This window comes from Clostridium carnis (assembly GCF_054657435.1).
This window is the reverse complement of the sequence record NZ_BAAHYS010000001.1, coordinates 2319894-2341654: the sequence shown is the minus strand read 5'-3', so window position 1 is coordinate 2341654 and position 21761 is coordinate 2319894. Positions and strand designations below refer to the sequence as shown.

General features: G+C 28.1%; 23 protein-coding genes and 1 riboswitch. Of the genes, 2 read left to right on the top strand and 21 right to left on the bottom strand.

Features of this window, described 5'->3' with window-relative positions:
- Window positions 1–181 precede the first annotated feature (181 nt).
- Window positions 182–973 (top strand): HAD family hydrolase, encoded by a 792-nt coding sequence (locus ACYQ1T_RS11380; protein WP_459834773.1) that lies wholly within the window; start codon window positions 182–184, stop codon window positions 971–973.
- Between the two features lie 203 nt (window positions 974–1176).
- Here the strand turns inward: ACYQ1T_RS11380 and ACYQ1T_RS11375 are convergent, their stop codons facing one another.
- From ACYQ1T_RS11375 to ACYQ1T_RS11365, 3 genes are all read right to left on the bottom strand, one after another.
- Window positions 1177–2136, bottom strand: coding sequence for a D-2-hydroxyacid dehydrogenase (locus tag ACYQ1T_RS11375; protein ID WP_459834771.1), 960 nt, complete (start codon window positions 2134–2136; stop codon window positions 1177–1179).
- A gap of 60 nt (window positions 2137–2196) precedes the next feature.
- On the bottom strand, window positions 2197–2694 hold the full coding sequence (gene thiW, locus ACYQ1T_RS11370; protein WP_459834769.1) for an energy coupling factor transporter S component ThiW: 498 nt from the start codon (window positions 2692–2694) through the stop codon (window positions 2197–2199).
- Window positions 2695–2749: 55 nt separating this feature from the next.
- Window positions 2750–2858: riboswitch (TPP riboswitch) on the bottom strand.
- Between the two features lie 177 nt (window positions 2859–3035).
- Window positions 3036–3722, bottom strand: coding sequence for a YhgE/Pip family protein (locus ACYQ1T_RS11365; RefSeq protein WP_459834767.1), 687 nt, complete (start codon window positions 3720–3722; stop codon window positions 3036–3038).
- Between the two features lie 77 nt (window positions 3723–3799).
- Between ACYQ1T_RS11365 and ACYQ1T_RS11360 the strand changes: the two genes are divergently transcribed.
- Complete coding sequence (locus tag ACYQ1T_RS11360; RefSeq protein ID WP_459833147.1) at window positions 3800–5038, top strand: IS256 family transposase; 1239 nt, start codon at window positions 3800–3802, stop codon at window positions 5036–5038.
- A 167-nt stretch (window positions 5039–5205) separates the two neighbouring features.
- Here ACYQ1T_RS11360 and ACYQ1T_RS11355 read toward each other — a convergent pair whose 3' ends face one another.
- The 18 genes from ACYQ1T_RS11355 to ACYQ1T_RS11270 form a co-directional block, all read right to left on the bottom strand.
- Window positions 5206–6750 (bottom strand): YhgE/Pip domain-containing protein, encoded by a 1545-nt coding sequence (locus ACYQ1T_RS11355; RefSeq protein ID WP_459834765.1) that lies wholly within the window; start codon window positions 6748–6750, stop codon window positions 5206–5208.
- Between the two features lie 242 nt (window positions 6751–6992).
- Entirely contained in the window at window positions 6993–8123 is a 1131-nt protein-coding gene (locus ACYQ1T_RS11350) for a glycosyl hydrolase family 8 (RefSeq protein ID WP_459834763.1), read from the bottom strand.
- Between the two features lie 28 nt (window positions 8124–8151).
- Window positions 8152–8931 carry a potassium channel family protein gene (locus ACYQ1T_RS11345; protein WP_459834761.1) on the bottom strand — a complete coding sequence of 260 codons (780 nt, stop codon included), beginning with the start codon at window positions 8929–8931 and terminating at the stop codon, window positions 8152–8154.
- Between the two features lie 110 nt (window positions 8932–9041).
- Complete coding sequence (locus tag ACYQ1T_RS11340; protein ID WP_459834758.1) at window positions 9042–10094, bottom strand: aldose epimerase family protein; 1053 nt, start codon at window positions 10092–10094, stop codon at window positions 9042–9044.
- Between the two features lie 218 nt (window positions 10095–10312).
- Window positions 10313–11329, bottom strand: a complete 1017-nt coding sequence (mglC, locus tag ACYQ1T_RS11335) for a galactose/methyl galactoside ABC transporter permease MglC (RefSeq protein ID WP_459834756.1) — start codon at window positions 11327–11329, stop codon at window positions 10313–10315.
- A 12-nt stretch (window positions 11330–11341) separates the two neighbouring features.
- Window positions 11342–12865 (bottom strand): galactose/methyl galactoside ABC transporter ATP-binding protein MglA, encoded by a 1524-nt coding sequence (gene mglA / locus ACYQ1T_RS11330; protein ID WP_459834755.1) that lies wholly within the window; start codon window positions 12863–12865, stop codon window positions 11342–11344.
- An 85-nt stretch (window positions 12866–12950) separates the two neighbouring features.
- The gene (mglB, locus tag ACYQ1T_RS11325) at window positions 12951–14015 is read right to left on the bottom strand and encodes a galactose/glucose ABC transporter substrate-binding protein MglB (RefSeq protein WP_459834754.1); all 1065 of its coding nucleotides are present in this window, start codon (window positions 14013–14015) and stop codon (window positions 12951–12953) included.
- Between the two features lie 530 nt (window positions 14016–14545).
- On the bottom strand, window positions 14546–14797 hold the full coding sequence (locus ACYQ1T_RS11320; RefSeq protein ID WP_459834753.1) for a hypothetical protein: 252 nt from the start codon (window positions 14795–14797) through the stop codon (window positions 14546–14548).
- Window positions 14794–14991 (bottom strand): plasmid mobilization protein, encoded by a 198-nt coding sequence (locus ACYQ1T_RS11315; RefSeq protein ID WP_459834751.1) that lies wholly within the window; start codon window positions 14989–14991, stop codon window positions 14794–14796. Before ACYQ1T_RS11315 ends, ACYQ1T_RS11320 begins: the two co-directional genes overlap by 4 nt.
- A gap of 460 nt (window positions 14992–15451) precedes the next feature.
- Window positions 15452–16585, bottom strand: coding sequence for a hypothetical protein (locus ACYQ1T_RS11310; RefSeq protein WP_459834750.1), 1134 nt, complete (start codon window positions 16583–16585; stop codon window positions 15452–15454).
- Window positions 16586–16798: 213 nt separating this feature from the next.
- Entirely contained in the window at window positions 16799–17701 is a 903-nt protein-coding gene (locus ACYQ1T_RS11305; protein ID WP_459834749.1) for an N-acetylmuramoyl-L-alanine amidase, read from the bottom strand.
- Between the two features lie 147 nt (window positions 17702–17848).
- The gene (locus ACYQ1T_RS11300; RefSeq protein ID WP_459834748.1) at window positions 17849–18100 is read right to left on the bottom strand and encodes a phage holin family protein; all 252 of its coding nucleotides are present in this window, start codon (window positions 18098–18100) and stop codon (window positions 17849–17851) included.
- Between the two features lie 17 nt (window positions 18101–18117).
- Entirely contained in the window at window positions 18118–18351 is a 234-nt protein-coding gene (locus ACYQ1T_RS11295; protein ID WP_459834747.1) for a hemolysin XhlA family protein, read from the bottom strand.
- 44 nt (window positions 18352–18395) lie between these two features.
- A complete protein-coding gene (locus ACYQ1T_RS11290) occupies window positions 18396–18533 on the bottom strand; it encodes an XkdX family protein (protein WP_459834746.1) in 138 nt (45 codons plus the stop codon).
- Window positions 18533–18943 carry a hypothetical protein gene (locus tag ACYQ1T_RS11285; protein ID WP_459834745.1) on the bottom strand — a complete coding sequence of 137 codons (411 nt, stop codon included), beginning with the start codon at window positions 18941–18943 and terminating at the stop codon, window positions 18533–18535. The genes ACYQ1T_RS11290 and ACYQ1T_RS11285 overlap by 1 nt, the downstream gene beginning before the upstream one ends.
- Before the next feature lie 11 nt (window positions 18944–18954).
- The gene (locus tag ACYQ1T_RS11280; protein ID WP_459834744.1) at window positions 18955–19533 is read right to left on the bottom strand and encodes a gp53-like domain-containing protein; all 579 of its coding nucleotides are present in this window, start codon (window positions 19531–19533) and stop codon (window positions 18955–18957) included.
- Window positions 19534–19550: 17 nt separating this feature from the next.
- On the bottom strand, window positions 19551–20063 hold the full coding sequence (locus ACYQ1T_RS11275; protein ID WP_459834743.1) for a hypothetical protein: 513 nt from the start codon (window positions 20061–20063) through the stop codon (window positions 19551–19553).
- Window positions 20063–21751, bottom strand: coding sequence for a hypothetical protein (locus tag ACYQ1T_RS11270; RefSeq protein ID WP_459834742.1), 1689 nt, complete (start codon window positions 21749–21751; stop codon window positions 20063–20065). The genes ACYQ1T_RS11275 and ACYQ1T_RS11270 overlap by 1 nt, the downstream gene beginning before the upstream one ends.
- Window positions 21752–21761: the final 10 nt, after the last annotated feature.

Below are 21761 nucleotides of genomic sequence, written 5' to 3'. Positions count from 1 at the left end.
ATTAAATTATTTACTAATATACCATTTATAAACATTAGTGTCAATATATCCTTTATAATTATATTTATGCTTTTATTTTATATTTATTATTCTAATAAATATAAAAAGTTTACTATTACACATAAAATGTTACATTGTTGGAAAATATATATATAAATTAAAAAGTTAGAAGGTTGATTAAATGATAAAAATAGTTGCTACTAATTTAGATGGAACATTACTTAGCAAGGAAAATAAACTTCCATCTGAATTTAATCACTTATTAAAACACATACTTCATAAAAATATTAAATTTGTTATTGCTTCTGGAAGACCTTACTATACCTTAAAAGAGGATTTTGAAGAGCTAAGTAATAAGTTAATTTTTTTAGCAGATAATGGAGCAACAATAGTTGAAAATAATGAAATTACCTACTGTAATTCAATAAAACCTGATGTTTTAAAAAGGGTTATAGAAGTATATAAAAAACTAAATAATATTTATATGATTTTATGTGGTAAAAATTGTGCTTATATTGATAATACCGATAAAGATTTTATAAATGAAATGGAAAAATATTTTTATAAGTATGATGTGGTAGAAAATATAGAAGATGTTAAAGATGATATTGTAAAGATTACTTTTTGCAAATTTAACAATATAAACAAAGATTATACCGATATATTTTACCCAGGTTTTGAAGACTGCTTACAAATGTCTTTATCTGGAGAAATTTGGTTGGACTTAACAAGTCTTAATACTAACAAAGGAAACTCGTTAAAAAAAATTCAAGAAAAATATGTAATAACTAATGGAGAAACATTAGCTTTCGGCGACTACTATAATGATATATCCTTATTTTCTAGAGCTTATTTTAGTTATGCCATGGAAAATTCGCCTGATAAGGTTAAAGAGCATGCTAAATACATAATAGAAGGAGTACCTTATGATGGGGTTATTAAAGTTCTAAAAAATAAATTTGAAAACTTTTAGACTTTTATTAATTACTTTATTAAGATGAGTATTAAAATAGCTTATCTTATAACTTAACTAGTAAATTTAAATTTACAAACTCTATTATTAAATTAAGAAAAAATTAAGGCTATTGGTAAGCTTAAAGCTACCAATAGCCTGTTTTAGTATATTTTAAGTTTCTATCTTACACAAAAATATTTTCTATATAGCCCCTTATTTTTTTATAGTTCTACTCTTCCTCTTATTTCACCATTGTAAAAAGCTTTGATATTCTTTAATATTTCAACAAATAATCTTTCTCTAGCTTCTACACTTGCCCATGCTATATGAGGAGTAAGAATTAAATTTTCTTTATTTTTTATATTAATAAGTGGGTTCTCTGATTTCATTGGTTCAACTTCAAAAACATCAAGAGCTGCTCCTGCAATAACATTATTTTCTATAGCCTTTGCTAAATCAGATTCTACAACTATAGGACCTCTTCCCATATTAATTAATATTGCTGATTTTTTCATTTTACTTATAGCTGAATAATTTATTAATCCATTAGTTTTATCATTTAATGGTGCATGTATTGATATTATATCTGATTTACATAGTAATTCATCAAAGCTAACTTGATTATATTCAGAGTTATTATTCTTTCCTGAAGTTGAATAATAAATAATATTAACACCAAATGCTTCTGCTATCTTTGCAACTCTTTTTCCTATAGCTCCAAGACCAATTATACCCCAAGTTTTTCCTTCTAACTCATAAAAAGGCTTTGTTACATCTGTAAATAATCCTGATTTAGCATATTGTCCTGATTTAACAAAATTATCATAATAAGAAATCTTGTCATATAAAGCTAATACAGTTGCAAAAGTATGCTGTGCTACAGTATTAGTAGAGTATCCAGCTACATTTGTAACTGCTATACCATTATTTTTAGCATAAACTACATCTATATTATTAAACCCTGTAGCTGTTTCACAAATTAACTCTAAATTCTTAGCTTCTTTTAAATTACTCTCATTTAAAAGTACTTTATTAGTTAAAATTATATTTGCATCTTTAATTCTTTCAATAACCTCCTCTGGCTTTGTAGTATCATAATACTTAACATCTCCAAATTCCTTTAATAGATCAAAGTTTAATTTTCCTAATGTCTTTCCATCTAAAAGCACTATTTTTCTCATATTATCCTCCACTTTCATTAGTTATTTTATAATTTATATTTAAAGTTCTAAATTTATCTCTTAATTTTTAATACTCATTTGAGTAAAAACTTCTGTTTTCTTAAGTGCTTGTATAAGAATAACCGCAATAGCAGCACCTACTAATGTACTTATCATAAATGGCACAATAAAACCAAAAATTGCCGCTTCTCTTCCCATAAGAACTACCGCTATAGGAACAGCAATAATAGCCCCTAATATTCCAGTACCAATAACTTCACCAATATATGCAAAGGTTAGCCTCTTACTATACTTATATAATATACCACAAGTAAATGCACCTACCATGCTACCTGGAAATGCTAATAGTGTTCCTGTTCCCATAAACAGACGAATTAATGAAGTTATAAATGCCATAATTACAGCATATAAAGGACCTAATAAAACAGAAGCAATAACATTAATCATATGTTGAATTGGAAAACACTTAGTAAATCCTATTGGAATATAAAATGTCGAACATATTACCCCTACTGCAATTAGTATTCCAGCTAATGTGATTTTTCTTGAATTTTTCATTTTTACACATCTCCCTCTAAAATAAAATGCGAAGATGCCAATATAAGGCTCTCCGCAACTAAAGCAGTCTTATCCCTACGTTGGCATTATCCAAATCAGGTTTAAGGGTCGAAGTTAGATTACTTCCTCTCAGCCCACTAAAACAAGCTCCCCTATATTTTTAATCAAATATAACATTTTTCCTAACTTTTGTCAATTTCATTGTAAAACCTGCTTATTATTAGAGTTAAAACTTAAAATAAAAATTACTTATTATAAATAACCACTGCTTTTTCAGTAGTTATTTACTGTTAAATTAATTTCAAATTATATTTATATTTTTTAATAGAAATACTTTTAATTTAATGTCCTATCAAACCACATTCCTTTAATTTTAATACAAACTTTTTACTTACATTATTTATTGGACCTTTTAAGAATAGCCCCATTAATACTGCAATTATAAAATAACTTATTAAAAATACAATATCTTTGATTAATACTTGTGGAACTATTCCCCCAACTGTTTCTCTCATTGCAGAAATAGCATATGTAAATGGAAGAAGTGGATTTACTTTTTGGAAAAAAGGTGTTGTTACTTCTATAGGAAATGTTCCACCTGATCCAGCTACTTGTATTACCAATAATATAACCCCAATAGCTTTACCTACATTACCAAATATTGATACTAGTGTATAAACAATCATTATAAATACTAAACTAGATAATACACTAACTAAAACAAATACTACTGGATTAACTGCATATGTTCCTAATATAAGAATATCTCCAATACTAACTATTAATGATTGGCATATTCCTATAAATGCAAATGTTAAAAACTTTCCAAAATATTTTTCATATGGTTTTAATTCTAATCCTTTTTCCAAAGGTTCTGTATCAGTAGTTAATAAAGACACTAGTATTAATGCTCCAACCCATAATGATAATGTAGAATAAAATGGTGACATTGCTGATCCATAATTAGGAATAGGAAATAGTATATCTTCTTTTACATCGGGACAGTAGTTAGCTTTGTGTAAAAACAAAACTAACTACTGTTTTTTTGTATGAACAGATGGTAGTTTTGGAATAATATACTATATAAATTTTAGGAGGAAATATTATGCCAAAGAAAATTGATACCAACTTTGATTACAATGAGGAGGTAAAGAAGTGTAAGACTATTGATGATGTTATGGGGAAAAATGGACTTATACAAAGATTAGTAAAAGATGTTCTTGAAAATATATTAGAAGGAGAAATGGAAGAACATTTAGGTAGAAATAAATATGAAAGAACTGAAACTTTAGATGAAGTAAAAAAGAACTATAGAAATGGTTATAGTACTAAGAACTTAAGGAGTTCCTTCGGTGACGTCGACTTAGACGTACCCCGTGATAGAAATGCTGAATTTGAGCCACAAATTATAAAAAAATATGAAACTGTGTGTACTGAGTTAGATAAAAAGATTATATCTTTATATGCTAAAGGTATGTCAACATCTGATATTCAGGCTGAAATTGAAGACTTATATGGAATAACTATATCACCATCGATGGTATCTAAAATAACTGATAAAGTGCTTGCTAGCGCCGCCGAATGGCAAAATAGAGCATTAGATAAAATATATCCAATAGTTTATTTAGATGCTATGTACTTTAAAGTTAGAAGTAATGGAAAGATAGTTAACAAGGCTGTCTATATATGCTTAGGATACACTATGGAAGGGTATAAAGATATTTTAGGTATATGGGTTGATGAAGCTGAAGGTGCTAAATTCTGGTTAGGAATTTGCAATGATTTAAAAAATAGAGGTGTAAAAGAAATTTTAATTGCTTGTATGGATGGATTAAAAGGGCTTCCACAAGCTATAAAAACAGTATTTCCATCAGTAAATATTCAAACATGTATTGTTCATCAAATAAGAAATTCAATAAAATACATAGCTTCAAAGGATAAAAAAGCATTTATGAAAGATTTGAAGGAGGTTTATAAGGCTACAACAGAGGAACTTGCGTTAGCACAGCTAGATAATTTAAAGGAGAGATGGGGAGATAAATATGGAATAGTAATAGATTCCTGGTATAACAATTGGAGTAATCTTTCAACATTTTTTGACTTCTCTCCAACTATAAGAAAGATGATTTATACTACAAATATCTTAGAAGGTTTTAATCGTCAAATACGTAAATTCACTAAAGTTAGAGTCATATTCCCAACTGATGAATCTTTAAATAAGTGTGTTTACTTAGCAACGATGGAGATACTAGAAAAATGGACTCAGCCTATACATAATTGGGGTGCTACGCTAGCGGAGCTATCAATAATATTTGAAGATCAATTAAAAGATGAATTAGCTTAAAAGCTTGTACTTTTTATAAATTATATGCATACTATTAGATTTTTTTGAAATACTAAAAAAGGTAAAAAGAAACATTATTAGTATTTCTTAAATATAAAAAAATATTACTGGAAATGAAAATTTCCAGTAATATTAAAATAATAAAAATGATAATTACACAGAATTATCTATTCTCTCTTTACATCTACTGGATTTCCTAAAAAGCTACTTGTTTTCTCCCAATCATTTCGTAATATCTTTACTATTTCTTCTATTTTTTCATCATTATTTAATCCTTGAACTTTGTTTGCTATATTAGAAACTTCATTTTTTATTTGTGGCATATCATCCTTTAGCTTTAAAAGTTCTTCTTTACCTAAGGTAACTCCTGACCCTAATTTATTAATAAGATCTTTTACTTCTGGCATTGAAGTTTCTGCTTCATTAGCTAATATTATACTATTATCAATAATACCTCCAAGACTTTCTATTGCCTTATTTATTTCTGGAACATATTCAGAATCATATTTACTTATTATTTGATCTATTATTCCATTAACCTCTGAAATTAAATTCTTTAAATTTTCTAATTTACTTTTATCTACTAGTCCATTATTATTAACTGAATTTTTCACTTCTACTATGAAAGTTGAAATTCCATCTAGTTTACCTTCTATTATTCTTAATTCCTCAGTAAGTTTTGCTACTTGAGGATTTAACTTTCCTAATGGCTCTAAAACTTTAATCATTGAATTTAAACTATCCTTAAGTTCTGTTAGCTTTACAATAATATTATCCAAAGAACTTATAACTTTATTTTTATCTACCGTAACACTTGATAAATCATTTAATATTACTTGTATAGAATCTAAAGTAGTATTTAAAGTATTTAATCCATCTCTCACAATAGGTGTAACTTCAGTTAAACCTTCTTTTGCCTTTTTCAAGGCTTCTTTCGTATTAGAAAGTAACTTTAAAGTGTCATTTAAGGTTTCTTCTACTAATGGCATATTTTCATTTATTTTTTTAGTTATATCTTCTGCCTCATGTGTACCTGTATATGCTTTATCTACTAAATTTTCTATTTCAGGCATTCTATCATTTAATTTTATAATTCCATCAACTATCTTTAATAATTTAGGTTTTAACTCTTCAATACTTACTCCAGCTTCATTAAAAACTTTAAATATAACACCATCAATAGTTTCAACTATTGTACTATCTATCTGAGTTTTTATAGTACTTACTCCTTTATCTGTTATTTTAGGAGCTATAGCATTGCTTTTTTGATTAACTTTATATATAAGTTCTGGCTTTTCTATATTGCTTGATAATATTGATGTAGTCTTTTTAGTGAAATCCTCTGGAATTATTATAGTTGCATAATATTTTCCTCTCTCCACTCCAGAAATTCCTTGTTGCTCATCAACAAACTGCCACCCTAACGCATCATTCTCTTTTAGTTTACTAACTAGTTCCTCTCCAACATTTATATTTTTATTTTTTATTCTTTCCCCAATTTCTCCATCAATTTCTAACTTTTCACCTAAATCCTTATTAACAATTGCAACCTTTATCCCTTTAGTATTAGAATAAGGATCCCATCCTGCTTTTATGTTAAACCAAGCATATAACGCTGGTAACATCATTAAACCTAAAATAACAACTAATGCAACCCAATTATTAATTACATTTTTAAAATCTCTTTTAAATATCCTTAGTATATTTCTCATTACCTGAGCCTCCAATTTCCGTAATTAGGCTTTTTATTATTTTTCACCTATTACTTATAAATTATTACTCTTAAAATTTTATAAACTAAAATATATAAAAGTAGTACTATATATAGCACTACTTTTATAAAGAATAAATTTTATTTAATTTTAGACTCATCAGTCAATGATATCAATGGCATTTCTCTTATATTAATAAAAACTTTACAATTACCATATTTATCTTAAAGTTTATAATTTAATTATTTATTCCACTTACTTCTAAGTGCTAATAATGCATTTAAGTTATCATAAGAATAAACTTCCTCTCTTGACTCTTCACCAAAGGCACCATAAATCTTACTTTCTTTATTATTAACTTGAAATACATTCATCTTATTTATAGCCATATTATATAGCTCTTCGTCATTTATTTCTTTAGCAATTTTAGCAATAACAGCATAAATAGATGTTGATTCAATTTTACTTTCTGTATTATTTGAAATATTATATGAATTTGATATATATCCTTTATATTTAAGATTTTCCTTTATCCAATCTATACTTACTTTAACATCTTCTAAAGCTTCTATTTTGTTTAATATAACTAACATAGATAATAAGGTTTCTACATTATCTTCATCATCATATCTTTTGTTTTCATTATCATAATACTTTTTATATAAAGGAAGCTCCTTGCTTATAAATCCTTCGTTAATTATATTTAAAGAGTTTTTATACACTTCATCCCATTTTTTATTAACAGAAGATAATAGTTTTATTGCTGATAAATCTTGATAACATAAAGTTGATAATTTACTTTTTCCATAATTATCTTCAAAGTCAATTAATTTTCCATCTGTAATTAATTTTTTATAAATTCCATTTGAAATTTTCATTGCATTATATCTATATGTAAAACTATCAAATTGCACTGATGCAATTAGTAAGCTTTTTAAAATTCTTAAATCATCTATTGTAGCCGAAACCTCTGATGGTTCTTTTCCTTCTATTCTCCAGCTTATTAATCCATTTTTAAGCATCATATTTTCTTTTATATATTTAAAATTATTTTTAAATTCTTCACTATCATTTTTGTATAAATAATAATTTAATAACATACCTTGAGACTCTGATAATACATTATGTCCTTTAGTAATATCTCCTTCACTTATAGAATCCTTAAAATTTGTATAAATCCCACCATTTTCATCCATCAAACTTTCTTTTACAAATTTATAAAGCGCTTCTTCTCCTATTGTTATAACTTCATTTGACTTTACATCTCTTATATTTTTAATAGGTTTTATATAATCTAAAGATGAAAAGATTCCTATTCCTATTACTACTAAAATAACTATACTTATTATCATAATCTTATAACTTTTATTCATTTATTACCTCTCTCCTTTTTTATTATCTTTAAGTTTTTTTATCCTTTTTTAAAGTTTTTAATGTTTTATACATTGCATCTAATTCTTCATCTGATAAATAGTCTAATCTATCTAACTTATATTTTATATTCTCTATAGTTTCTTCTCTAAAATCACTTTTTTGAATCATTTTACCATCATTAATTATATAAGCTGCTAATGTACTTGTTGTTATTCCTATAAACCCTATACCAAATATCATTAATAAAACAGCTACAATTCTACCAACTGAAGTTGTTAATAGTATATCTCCATATCCAACTGTAGTAAAGGTTACAAAGCTCCACCACAAAGCATCTCCTAAACTCATATTTTCAAGTAATGATATTACTACTGCCCCCATAATTATAACAATTGTTGTTAAAATAATCATATAATTAAATTTATTTATTTTTGAAACCTTCTTTATATTTTTTCTAAACTTTGCAACTAAACACATTAATCTTATTAATTTACATATTTTAAAAAGTAATACTGCATTTAAAAAATCATTTATTCCTAAATATAAAAAGGCTTTAAAATAGATATTGGTAGGAATAATAATTGCTAAATCTAAAAAGTTATTAATAATAAATATAAATCTATTATCTGAAAATATTAATCTTACTATGTAATCAAGTAAAAATATAAACCAAATTATTAAGTCTATATAATAAAAGCTTTCCTTAACTGTAGGTGGCATTTCAATTGTAATATCTATTATTAGTATAATAGCTGCCATTAAAGCCAGTCCAGCTGAAAAAATATCATAGGTTGCTCTCTTACTCATCTTATTCTCCTTTATATATTTTTCTGCTCCTTATATTCTATAATTTATAATTAAATAAAATGAAATTTTAGCAAAAAAAACAGTGGTAAATCCACTGTTTTAATTAAAATTTATTTTTTCTCTCTTATGCTAAATTTATAAACCGTTTCTTTATTATACTCTTCTCCTTTATTAAGAATAGAATACTTTAAGAAAGCATTATTTATACCTATTGGAGGGCTTTGAGTTTCTATAGCTAAAGCATCTCTTCTTTCTGCCTTTTTTCCACACTCTAATATTTCATTATCTGGATAATTTAATGAATATAATACTACTGCTTTTTCATTAGTATAAACATCCATAACTCTTCCAGACCCTTTATGATACATTTTAATTTTTAATTGTTTTCCTCCATTTAATATCCATGGATGATCATATCCTTGTCCAATTTTAAGCTGTGGATCTTCCTCTTCAATATCTCTTCCTATTGTTTTAAGAATTGTAAAATCAAAGGGTGTTCCTTCAATGCTCACTATTTCCCCTGTTGGTACTTGAGTCTCATCAATTTCTACTAAAAAATCACTATCAATATATAAATGTTGATTTAAGACACTCTCTTTTTTATTTCCGCTTAAGTTAAAGTAACTATGATTAGTAAGATTAGCTAATGTAGTTTCATCACTAATCCCCTTATAACTTATTTTAAATTCATTATTTTCAGTTACTGTATAACGAACTGTTAAATTAAAATTTCCAGGATATCCTTCTTCTAGTGCTGGACTTAAATATTTGAATTCTACATAAACTTCATTTTCTGTTTTATCTGTAGTTGCAGATAAAAACTTCTTGTTAAATCCAATAGTTCCGCCATGCCCTTGATTTACTCCATAGTTTTTATTAAATTCTAATATTTTCCCATTTAACTCTACTTTACCATTACAAATTCTACCTGATGTTCTTCCTATTAAAGCTCCAAAATAAGATGGATTTTCTTTATAAGAATTAATGTCTTTATATTTCATAACTACATTTTCAATTATACCATTTTTATCTGGTACTAAAACATCTGTTATAATTCCACCATAATTTAAAACATTTATTCCAAAGCCTTTGGAATTTCTTAAATTATAACTTATAACCTCTTGCGAATCAAAGTTAGCTACTACCTCATTTAATATTTCCATAAATACCACCCACAATCTAAAAATTAATGTTTTCGATTACAATTCTAATCTAAAATAATTTTACCCTTTACAAATTGTTCATTCTTAATAATTTTACCATATATATACATAATTTGAAAAGAGTATTTAATATAACTCCTTTTAATAATTATCTTCATACTAATTATAAAGTAAAAAGGATATTAGCACAAAGACTAATATCCTTTTTAATATAAAATTTAATTTTTCTTTACATACTTTCTAATATCTATTGCTACTGCAATTACTATAATTAATCCCTTTATAATAAATTGCATATATGGACTAATTCCTATAAATGTCAAACCATAATTAATAACAGTAAATATTAAAACTCCTATTACTATTCCAGGAATAGTACCAACACCACCCCATGTAGAAACTCCACCAACAACACAAGCTGCTATGGCATCCATTTCATACATATTACCAGTATTATTAGTTGCTGTACCTACACGTCCTGCTTCTAGTGCTCCCCCAAAACCATATAAAGCTCCAGCTAACATATAAACTAATATTAAATATTTAACAACATTTACCCCAGAAACCTTAGCCGCCTCAGGATTTCCTCCTATTGCAAATATATTTTTACCAAACCTAGTTTTATTCCATAAAAACCATATTAATACAATTGCTATTAAAGCATATATAATCAAATACGGTATGTTAAATACACTTCCAGTTACTGCATCAGTAAAAGTTTTACTTAGTCCACCAATAGGTTGAGCACCATATGGTGGTCTATCAAAATATGTTGAACTTAATCCATAAACTATAATCATCATACCCATAGTTGCTATAAATGGCGGTACATTAAATATAGAAACAACTACACCATTAATTGTACCAATACAAGCACATACAAGCATTGCTATCAATATAGGAACAATTATTGGAAGTTCAGGTAAATTAGGATACATCTTATATGCATAGTCTGTTGCTTGTAGAAGAGATGCTGAAACTACAGCTGATAACCCAACCATACGACCTGCTGAAAGGTCAGTCCCTTGAACTATTAATATTCCTCCAACACCTAAAGCTATAAACATACGAGGTGATGATTGTGCTAGTATATTTTTAAAGTTAGTAATTGATAAAAATTTAGGATCAACTATTATTATAGCTATAAGTAATGCTACTAAAACAATATAAATAGCATTATTCATCATAAAACTACCTATTTTCTTCTTATTAAACTTTCCCAAACTATTCTCCATTTTAACTCCCCCTTATAAGTACTTAGCTGATAGACGCATTATCTCTTCTTGAGTAGTGGTCTTAGTATCAACTATACCTGCTAATTTTCCGTTGCTCATTACTAATATTCTATCAGTTGTACCTAAAAGTTCAGGCATTTCTGATGAAACCATAATAATTCCTTTTCCTTCTTTTGCCAAGTTATTCATAAGTTGATATATTTCATATTTTGCTCCTACATCTATACCTCTTGTAGGCTCGTCCATCAATAATACTTCTGGTTTTGTTAAAAGCCATCTTCCTATTATAACCTTTTGTTGGTTTCCTCCTGAAAGATTTCCTATAAGAGTTTTTTGAGTCGGTGTTTTAACCTTCATAGAATCAACTACCCATTTAGTATCACTTTCCATTTGCTTACTTGAAACAAATCCTAAACTATTAGTATAACTGTCTATATTTGCTATAATAGAATTAAAATTAATATTAAGTTTTTCAAATATACCTGTTATTCTTCTTTCTTCAGTAACCATTGCAAATCCATTTTCCATTGAATGTTGTGGACTTCTATTTACTATCTTTTTTCCATGTAAAAATATTTCCCCACTTGCCATTTTTCTCATACCAAATAAAGTTTCTAAAAGTTCAGTTCTTCTTGCTCCAACTAGACCTGCAACTCCTAATATTTCTCCCTTTCTTAAGTTAAAGGTTACATCTACTGCACCATTTTTTCCTTCTGAAGAAATATTGTTACATTCTAATATAACATTTCCAACCTTATGATCTTTTTCGGGGAAACGATTAGATAAATCCCTACCAACCATTAAATTAATAATTATATCAGTTGTTAACTCTCCTGCTTTTTTTGTAGCTACCCATTCTCCATCTCGCATTATAGTTACATCATCTGAAATTTTTAATATTTCTTCCATTTTATGAGATATATAAATAATTCCTACACCTCTACTTTTCAATTTTTCTATAATCTTAAATAGATGTGCTACTTCTTTCTCAGTTAATGATGAAGTGGGCTCATCAAGAACTAAAACCTTCGAATCATATGATACGGCTTTAGCTATTTCAACCATTTGCATTTGAGATACAGATAAATTTTTAATTTTTTCTTTTGGATCTATATTTATATCAAGTTCATCAAAGACATTTTTCGTATCCATATACATCTTTTTTTCATCTATAAATAATCCACTTTTAGGGTAGCGTCCAAGCCATATATTATCCATAACATTTCTTTGTCTTACTTGATTTAATTCCTGATGAACCATAGAAACACCATGTTCTAATGCTTGCTTTGAATTTTCAAAATTTATTATTTTTCCATTTAATCTTATTTCACCTTCATCTTTATGATATATACCAAATAAACACTTCATTAATGTAGATTTTCCCGCTCCGTTTTCTCCCATTAATGCATGAACTGTACCCTTTCTAACTTTTAAAGTAACACCTGCAAGAGCTTTAACTCCAGGGAATTCTTTAACTATATTTTCCATTTCTAGTAAATAATTTTCCTGAACTTCATTATTAGCAGCTTTATTCATGATACCACCTCCCTGAAAATAATAAATTTATATTTCTATATAATAGGTGCATAGTAATTTATCTATGCACCTATTATTATTTATATTATTGAGCGTAAGTATCTTCAGCTACTTTTACATTTTCCTTAGTTATCTTAACATAAGGTACACGAACTGCTTTTTTATCATCTAATTTCCATTCTGTTCCGTCTAAAGGATCTTTACCATTAGCTGCATTTATTGCAACTTGTACAGTAGCAGCCCCTTGATTTTTAGCATCATTTAAAATTGATCCAACCATTTGTCCCTCTTTAATTTTAGTTAAAGCATCTGGTATAGCATCAACACCAACTATTGGCATAAATTTATCTCCACCATTATTGTAACCAGCTTTTTGTACTGATGATAAAGCTCCTAATGCCATTGCATCATTATTACAAATTACAAATTCTATTTTATCACCGAACTTTGAAATCCATGCATCCATCTTATCTGTTCCCTTTGCAGAATCCCACATAGCTGTATCTATTGCTAGTTCTTCAACTTCTATACCTTTTCCCTTTATAGTTTCAACGGCATATTTAGTACGTGCTTCTGCATCTGGATGTCCAGGTTCTCCTTTTAATAAAACATATTGAATTTTTCCATCTTTATTCTTATCCCATTTATCCTTATTGGTATTCCATGCCTCTACTATTAATTCACCTTGAAGTACTCCTGATTGACTTGAATCTGTTCCTACATACCAAGTTTTATCATAACTCTTCATTGCAGATTCTTCTGGTTCTTTGTTAAAGAATATTACTGGAAGCTTTGCAGCCTTAGCTTTATCTATTATAGTTGGAGCTGCTTTTGGGTCAACTAGGTTAATAGCTAATGCTTTTACACCTTTAGCTATTAAAGTGTCTACTTGTTCAGTTTGTTTAGCTTGGTCATTTTGTGAGTCATTCATACTAACTTCAGCTTTATCTGTTGCTGCCTTTTCTATTGATCTACGAACAAAGGACATAAAGTTATCATCATACTTATAAATAGTTATACCAATATTAGGTACATCTTTAGAAGTTTTTGAATCTCCGTCTCCCTCTGCTTTTCCACTACACCCTGCAAAAACAACTGATGTTAAAACCATTGTACTAGTAAGTAGTAATGCTAAAAATTTCTTTTTCATAATAAATACCCTCCCATTAATCCCATCATATTTTCCTCTTTTTAAAACCTTTACAAGTTATATTTTAGTAAATATGTTAATTATTGTCAATTATTTTCGGGCAATATTACAAATTTTATTTGTTAGAAATATTAGAACTACTTTCTCTTACTTTTAGCTCTGTTCGTATTATTATTTTTTTCTTAAAAGACCTTTCTGAATTTATATTCTCTATCATTAAATTACTGTCTAAAAACTTCTATATTAAAGTAATAATTCACTGTGAATTCATTTTAATGTATATTACTTTATTAATTATATAAAGAAAAACACTAGACCTTAACCTAGTGTTTTTCATATACGAGATAAGCCGTAAGCGGAGTTCTGTACCCTAGTTAGCTTGTCCTATTTTATACTATGTTATAAGATAATATAACATAAAATAATATGTACGCATTGGAAATACTATTTTTATAATATGCTTGTCTATTTTTTTATATTTTTTTGTATTTCTATTAATTTTATTGATTTAAGGGAAAAACAAGGGCAAATTAAATATTTTTTATGGATTTCAAAGTGTTTCTTATATATTGATTATTACTTTTAAACTTATTTAATTTAGTTAAACTATCAATCATATATTTTTCCTCTTCTGATACATCAATATATATAGTATTATTTAGTAAATTTTCTAATCTTTTTTCTTTTCTCTTATTATAATCCATATACTCATTAATATTTATATATATACAATAAAATATTAATATATTAATTGGTAATGCTACTACTATTGCTACATTCATATTATTTCTTCCTTTTCAAAAAGATTATTCCAGGCTTTATAAATACATACACTTCTAATATAATCACTTGGAGTTAACCCCTCTTTTGCAGCTAATGAATAGAGCATATCCTTTTCTTTACTTGTTACTTGTACTGTAATCCTATACCGTCTTAAATCTTCCTCTCTCTTCCTAAATTTCCTTTCCTTTAACAACTTGTACCACTCCCCTACTATTCATGAAAGTAAGCTGTAGTAAATCCTAACTATTTTTACGGTTTACACTGGTATTACCACACTCTTACTTTATTAAATTCTATTCATAAAAGTGTGGTAATATTACAATAAAATAAAAGGAAAACTTGATTTTCCTATAAGTACTTTTTATATAATTTAAAATTATTGTTGTTAATTTCAATATAATTATTGAATTATTTTACAAAAATTATATAATTATATTAAAAGGAGGTGTAGTAGTTGAAAAAAATTTATGATTTTATTTGTTTTATGCTAACATTTTTAATGTTATTATCATTATTTATTTTTGTATCTGATTCAACATTCAAATTTACACTTCCGAAATTATATTGGAATTATAGGGATTCTTTAAATCCTTTATTTTTAATTTTGAACATATTTATAGTATCACTTATTATGAAAAAATCTTATAAATTTTCTACTCATCATTTATTTTACCGAAATTAACATTTATAACATTGCAACTATCCTTTTTATTTATATTTAGGTTAGTTGCTTTTTCTTCTATTATAGCTAATTGCTCTTCTGCACCTTTTAACTTCTCCTTAGTCCAATTGCTTTTTTTAATATCTAATTCAAATTTTTTTATTTCATTATCAATTTCAAGTGATTGAATCTTAGCCTCTTGCTCTTTTTTGTCAGACTTATGTTTACATATATTTAGAATTGTACTAGTAATTGATGGCATATCTAAAGGCCCTATTTTAATTCCAGCTATTGCTCCATACAATAAAATAAAGACAAGCACATTATCTCTGACGTAACCATAAATATTGTTAGCAAGTTCTTGAATAGTTATTACCAAATCTCCAGGAGAATTTATATTTGCTCTAGTAGTTATTTTAATTTTATCATCTTTTATACTTAATAAGTTGGAAATTGAATATATTAATCCTGAAAAGTCCCTCGCATCTATTCCTTTTTCTTCTTCTATATTTAGTACAAAATTCAACTTCCCGTCCCAAATATATAAATTGTATATTGAACTTAGTATAAATTTAGAGTATTTATCTATGTTGCTTAGTCCATGATATGAAACTAGTGCCTTATATAGATTTGGATTTAATCTATTGCCTTTTACAATCTTAATTATTTCAATTTTTCTTCTTTTCTTATAAGGGCATCTAACCTCTATTCCGTAATCTTCTTTACTGTCTATTCTATTTATAATTTCTACTTCTTTTATATAGTCTTGATTATCCTCATAATACGCCCCTACAGTCGCAAATAATATTTCTTTATTTTCCGAACTAGGAACCATTACAATATCCCCTTCGCCCATTTTATTTATAAATCTATCACATTTATTGAATATGGCTCCACCCTGCTTATTCTTATAGATTCGCTCTATTTCCTCTTTAATAATTTTTAATTTTTCCTCATTTTTTTCATATATATTTTTTCTATCTATATAATTCCATCCTAATGCGATATAATTCTCATTTTTAAATTCGTCATAAAATACACCACTCTTACTTCTAACTAACCAAAATTTAATATTACTTTTTACGTCCTTAATATTCAATATTTCATTGTAGTTGAATTCGCTCATTCTATCCTCCATTATTTTGTTTATACTTCATTGAAAATATGCTATAATAGAGGTATATTCAATGAAATATATTATTGTTTTTTGAACTCGTATAGATTAGTAGTCAGAATGCGAGTTCTTTTTCTTTTATTTTACAATATAATTGGTAATCTTGTCCATAAAATAAAAAAAGGTAGCACTTAGGATAATTACTCCTAAGTGCTACCTTTCACATTACTTATTAATTTTATATTTAGATAATAAATTATCTATATTTTCACCTTTTGAAACCCTCTTAGCTATATCATTACAAACATTTAATGTATCAAATCTATCTCCATCTGCAATTTTATGAGTTATATACCCTGTAAATCCAAATTGACCTGCTTCTCCCTTACGTGGATTATCTCCACCTACAGCTATTATTCTTTTAGCAACTTTTCCTCCATCGAAATTAAACGGTACTTTTGCATCATAAGCCATGCCCCCCACAGCATATGCTAAAAATTTAGCTCCACATTCATCTATTGGGTTCGTATATAATACTATTGTTTCCATCTTGTATTCCACCTTTTCTATGTTATTTTGATTATTAGTTCCTGATATATTCTTATTTAATATTCCACCTACTATTGCTTCAGCAATCTTCCTTGGTCCTAACTTTCTATATAAAGCTACATCTTCAGTCGCTTCACAAAAGCATACCTCAACTAATACAGCCTGCATTTTAGTCATTCTCAAATCATAATAATCAGCTTCTTTTACACCTCTATTTTTAAATCCTAATACAGCTATATTATTTGAGATTCTTTGAGCTATATCTTCATCTTTAATAGAATCATTTTTACTATATACAAATGTTCCTGTACCTATAGCTCCTTCGTAATAACTATATGCCTTATCAAAATGTATAGGGATATATATATCTGCTCCCCATGCGTTCGCTTTATTAACTCCAGCTACTAAATCTGTATTTACATCACATGGTCCAGGAGTACAGTCTAAAACCTCATGTCCCTGTTCTTTTGCAACATTAATACATTCTGCTAATACTCTTCTATCTTCTGTTAATTCATCTATAATTCCTCTCGCTCCAGTAGCTTGTTCATTATGTCCACCTCTAAAAGCAATTTTCATATTATATCATTCCTTCCTTATTTAAATTTTTTTATATTAAAAAAGAACAAGATATTATTCTTGCTCTTTTGGGACCACTTCTGAAATTCTATTTAATTTACTCTTTAAATCTTGATTTTCTTGAATTAATTTACTATTCTCTTCTTTTTATTCTTGCTTATTTACTTGTTTAAATAATTGATTGGTATAGACTGCAGCACCAGTAACTAAAATCCCTTGAATTACCGCATTTATATTAAAGCCTAATAAAGCTACCGCTCCTAAAACACCAAATATAAGTAATATTACCGGTATATACTTATCCTCTATCTTTTCAGTTCCTTTTAGTATTAATCCAATTACATATATTGCAGGTACTAATATTAAGGCATTTTCAATTATAAATTTTACAAATTCCATTTTTGCACCTCTCCTCTTTATTTGAATTTAGTTAAAAGAGCAATTACTGCGCTTATTAAAGACCCCGCAACTGCTCTCCATAACCATCTGTTGCTATCTTCTAAGTCTTTAATCCTATTATTAGCAACCTTTATTTTTTCTTCTTGAACTTGAAATTTTAAATCTGTATTTTGTACAATGCTTGTTAATGTAGCTTTAATTTCTACTACATTTTCTCTTATCTCATAAATTACGTTATCATCTGCCATCATACACCTTCCTTTATTTTTAAAAATAAAAAAGAACTACATTGCATTTACGCTACATAGTCCTGCTTAGTTATTTCTTTATATTGCTCTTCATTAATTTTTTTCAACTTAACAAATAATTTTACATCTGTATCACTATAACATTTTAAGTCATAATATCTTTTTATTTTCTCAAACCAATCCATTATATTTGCCCTCCTTTAGCTACTTCTTTTATAATGTCCGCTATATCATTTTGTAGACTTTCTATTTTAAAATCTTTTAATGCACTATCTTTTAATAAATCTGCATTTTCTTTTTCTAAAATATTAATCGCATTAGGTATTAGAGTTATATTTTCTTCTTTTATAACTCTAAAACACTCCTTTGCTTCTACTCCGAATATAAAATCATTTAAATTATTAGAAGTGTATTTATTTAAACTTTCCTTATCTACAGTTCTTACCCCTGTTAATCCAGTTAAATACTTATGCAAATTTTCATCTATAAATATTCCACCATTTTTTATTATCTCTTCTTGAATCTCTTTACCTTCATGTTCTGCACAAAATATGCTTACAATTTTATTATTTAAAATTTCACAACAATATTTCATAAATTACCTCCTTATTCTCCTACTGCTATCCATCGAATATAGCCTGCTTTACTAGAATATACATTAAACGAAGTATTATCTCTTTTATTTACAGTTACTGCATTTACAGAAGAACTCGTATCGTTAGCTACAACTTGATAATTATCTGTAAATCTAATTGGTAAATTTACTATCGTTTGACCACTATTTATACTTATTTCTCCTCTTTGTACTATAACGCCATTAGCATCTTTGTTCCAAGTAGCATTCCCACTTCCACCACGACTGAAGTCTGCTTTTCCTACTATTTCATCTTTCCCTTGTAAAGTTAACATGGTTGGACGACTTTTAGAGATAATTTGACTTTCTTGTTGTGTACTACCAACTCCAACAGTACCACTCTCAAATCTTTTTATAAGCATTACCCCATTACCTTTTATTTCATTGTTTCCTATATCTAAATTTCCGCTTATAGTTCCACCTTTATTAAAAAAGTCTAAGAGTGAAGTTCCATCTGGAAATTTTACTTGTTCAAGTATAGTCTTAAAATTAATTTCATCAAAATCAGTTCCATTATGAACTTTATAAGTTGCATTTTTTTGTACTCCCATTTAATTTATTCCTCCTTTTAATATGTTTGTATCCATACTTGACCAACAACCGGAGCAGTTGGAGCAGTATTAGCTACTGTTTGAATTAATGCGTTTTTAGTAAATCCTACATCATTTGTTATCTGAGATAATTTAGTCGGTATATCTGTTACTTTTGCAAGTTTGATCCATGAACTCCAAACGGTTCCATTCCAATCTCTATACCATACGTTACCATTATCACTAAATCCAAATTGGTGTGCTCTTCCACCAGAAATATCTCCCCATTGCGTCATATGAACTACACCATGGTATGTTCCCCCATCATTTAACCCATCCGTTGAGTTATATTTCAAATGAGTTGTTATCCCTTTATAATCAAATCCATTGTGATTTACACTTCTCGTATCTAAATAATTTATCGAATTTGCATTTCCGCCATTAGCTGGTAAACTGCTAGGAAAATCTGTTATGTCGCCTTTAGTATGCTTATGTCCATCCACATTAACATTCTTTCCTGCTTTATCCTGTAGCGTGTTTAGATACTTCATTATCCAACCACCACCACTCTATATTGTCCTGAAGTTGGAGCCGCTGCGAATAATAATTTAATGTTGTTAGCGTCTATTATCTGCCAATCTGTCATAACGCCATTGTAAGGGCTTGCAACCTCTCGTATAGCTACTGTAACATCTGCAGTATTTAAATTATGCGTTACTGTAATCTCTGTAGCAGTGCCGTTCCCTATATTAGCAGCATACTTACCTGTTTTAGCATTCCATGTAACTTTTTCAGTATCTGTAGCAAATCTATGGGTGCTATCTTCTGTTATCATAGTTGCTGGATGTGTGCCAGGATGGGTATAGTTATTCGCACCTGCTGCTATTCCGTTTAATTTAGCTAATAGAGCACTAGTAAAGTCCTCTGTACTTAATCCCTTCCCTGTTACTTTATCAACTTTTCCAGCTAAAGCATTAGTCATGCTAGCTGCAAAGTTAGGATCATTTCCCATTGCATCTGCTAGTTCTTTAAGAGTATCTAAAGCACCAGGAGAACCGTTTATAAGATTATTTATAGCAGTAGATATTGCACTTTCTACTTGCGTTTTAGTATAAGAATTATCTAACTTACTCTTATCAGTTGCAGCCATTAATCCAGCTATTGTTATAGTTGCAAGTGGAATAGCATCTGCTCCTCCCGGCAAATGTTCAGATGCATGAATCGGGTAAGGCTGAACATTAATCAGTTGAATATATTCAGTTAAAACCACATCTCCTGCACTAAGTCCATTCTTCATTGTAAAACTTGTACTAGATGTTTCATCAAAAGCTTCATTTGCTAATTTACTTCCATACATAAAAATAGATAATGCTCCTAAACCTTGTCTATAACTACCTTTAGTTAAATTAAATAATTTTTGCCCTTCTGTCGCTATAAACTTTTCTTGCTTGATAATATAGCTTGTAGGATTATCATTAGCATTAAGCATACCATTTGCATCTACAGTAAGATTTGCCCCTACTTTAACTCCTCCAAGCATTGTGGAGCTTGCTATAGGTGGTGTAAATGTACTAGGTTTGTTAGTTACATTATTCCAAGCAATGGTATCTTGTCCACCTATCTGTAGCCAATTGTTAGTTCCTTGGTCATACCATATTTTTTTAGTATCTGTAGCTATATAAACTCTTAATGATCCTGTTGCAGTAGGTCTTGCACTTTCTAACCCTTCTAGTATATTCTTAGGTGTAAATCCTAAAGCTTTATTTATATCAGCTGTAACTAGTTCCCCTCTAATAGTAGCACTAGATTTATTCTCTACATTTCCAAGTCCAATATCAGTCTTTGTTGTTCCATGTGGATTAGTTCCACTTCCTGGATGCACATAGTTATTAGCACCTGTAGCTATTCCGTTTAACTTTGTTCTTTCAGTATCTGTCATAAACCTATGAGTTGCATCTTCAGTTATCATAGTTGCTGGATGATTCGCAGGATGTAAATAATTATTGGCATTATCTTCTATACCATTAAGTTTATTTAATAGGACTGTAGTAAAATCTTCTCCATTATAAATATAACTTAAGTTAATCCATGCACTACCATTAAAGCCATAGTAAGCATTGTCTGCTGTATTATAATATATCTGCCCTGGTACTGGAGTCGCTGGAGCTGTAGCTAAATTTTGTATTCTAGCATTTTGTAGCTCATTTTTACACAAATCAAAATTTGTTAAATGCTTCAATCTCTATCAC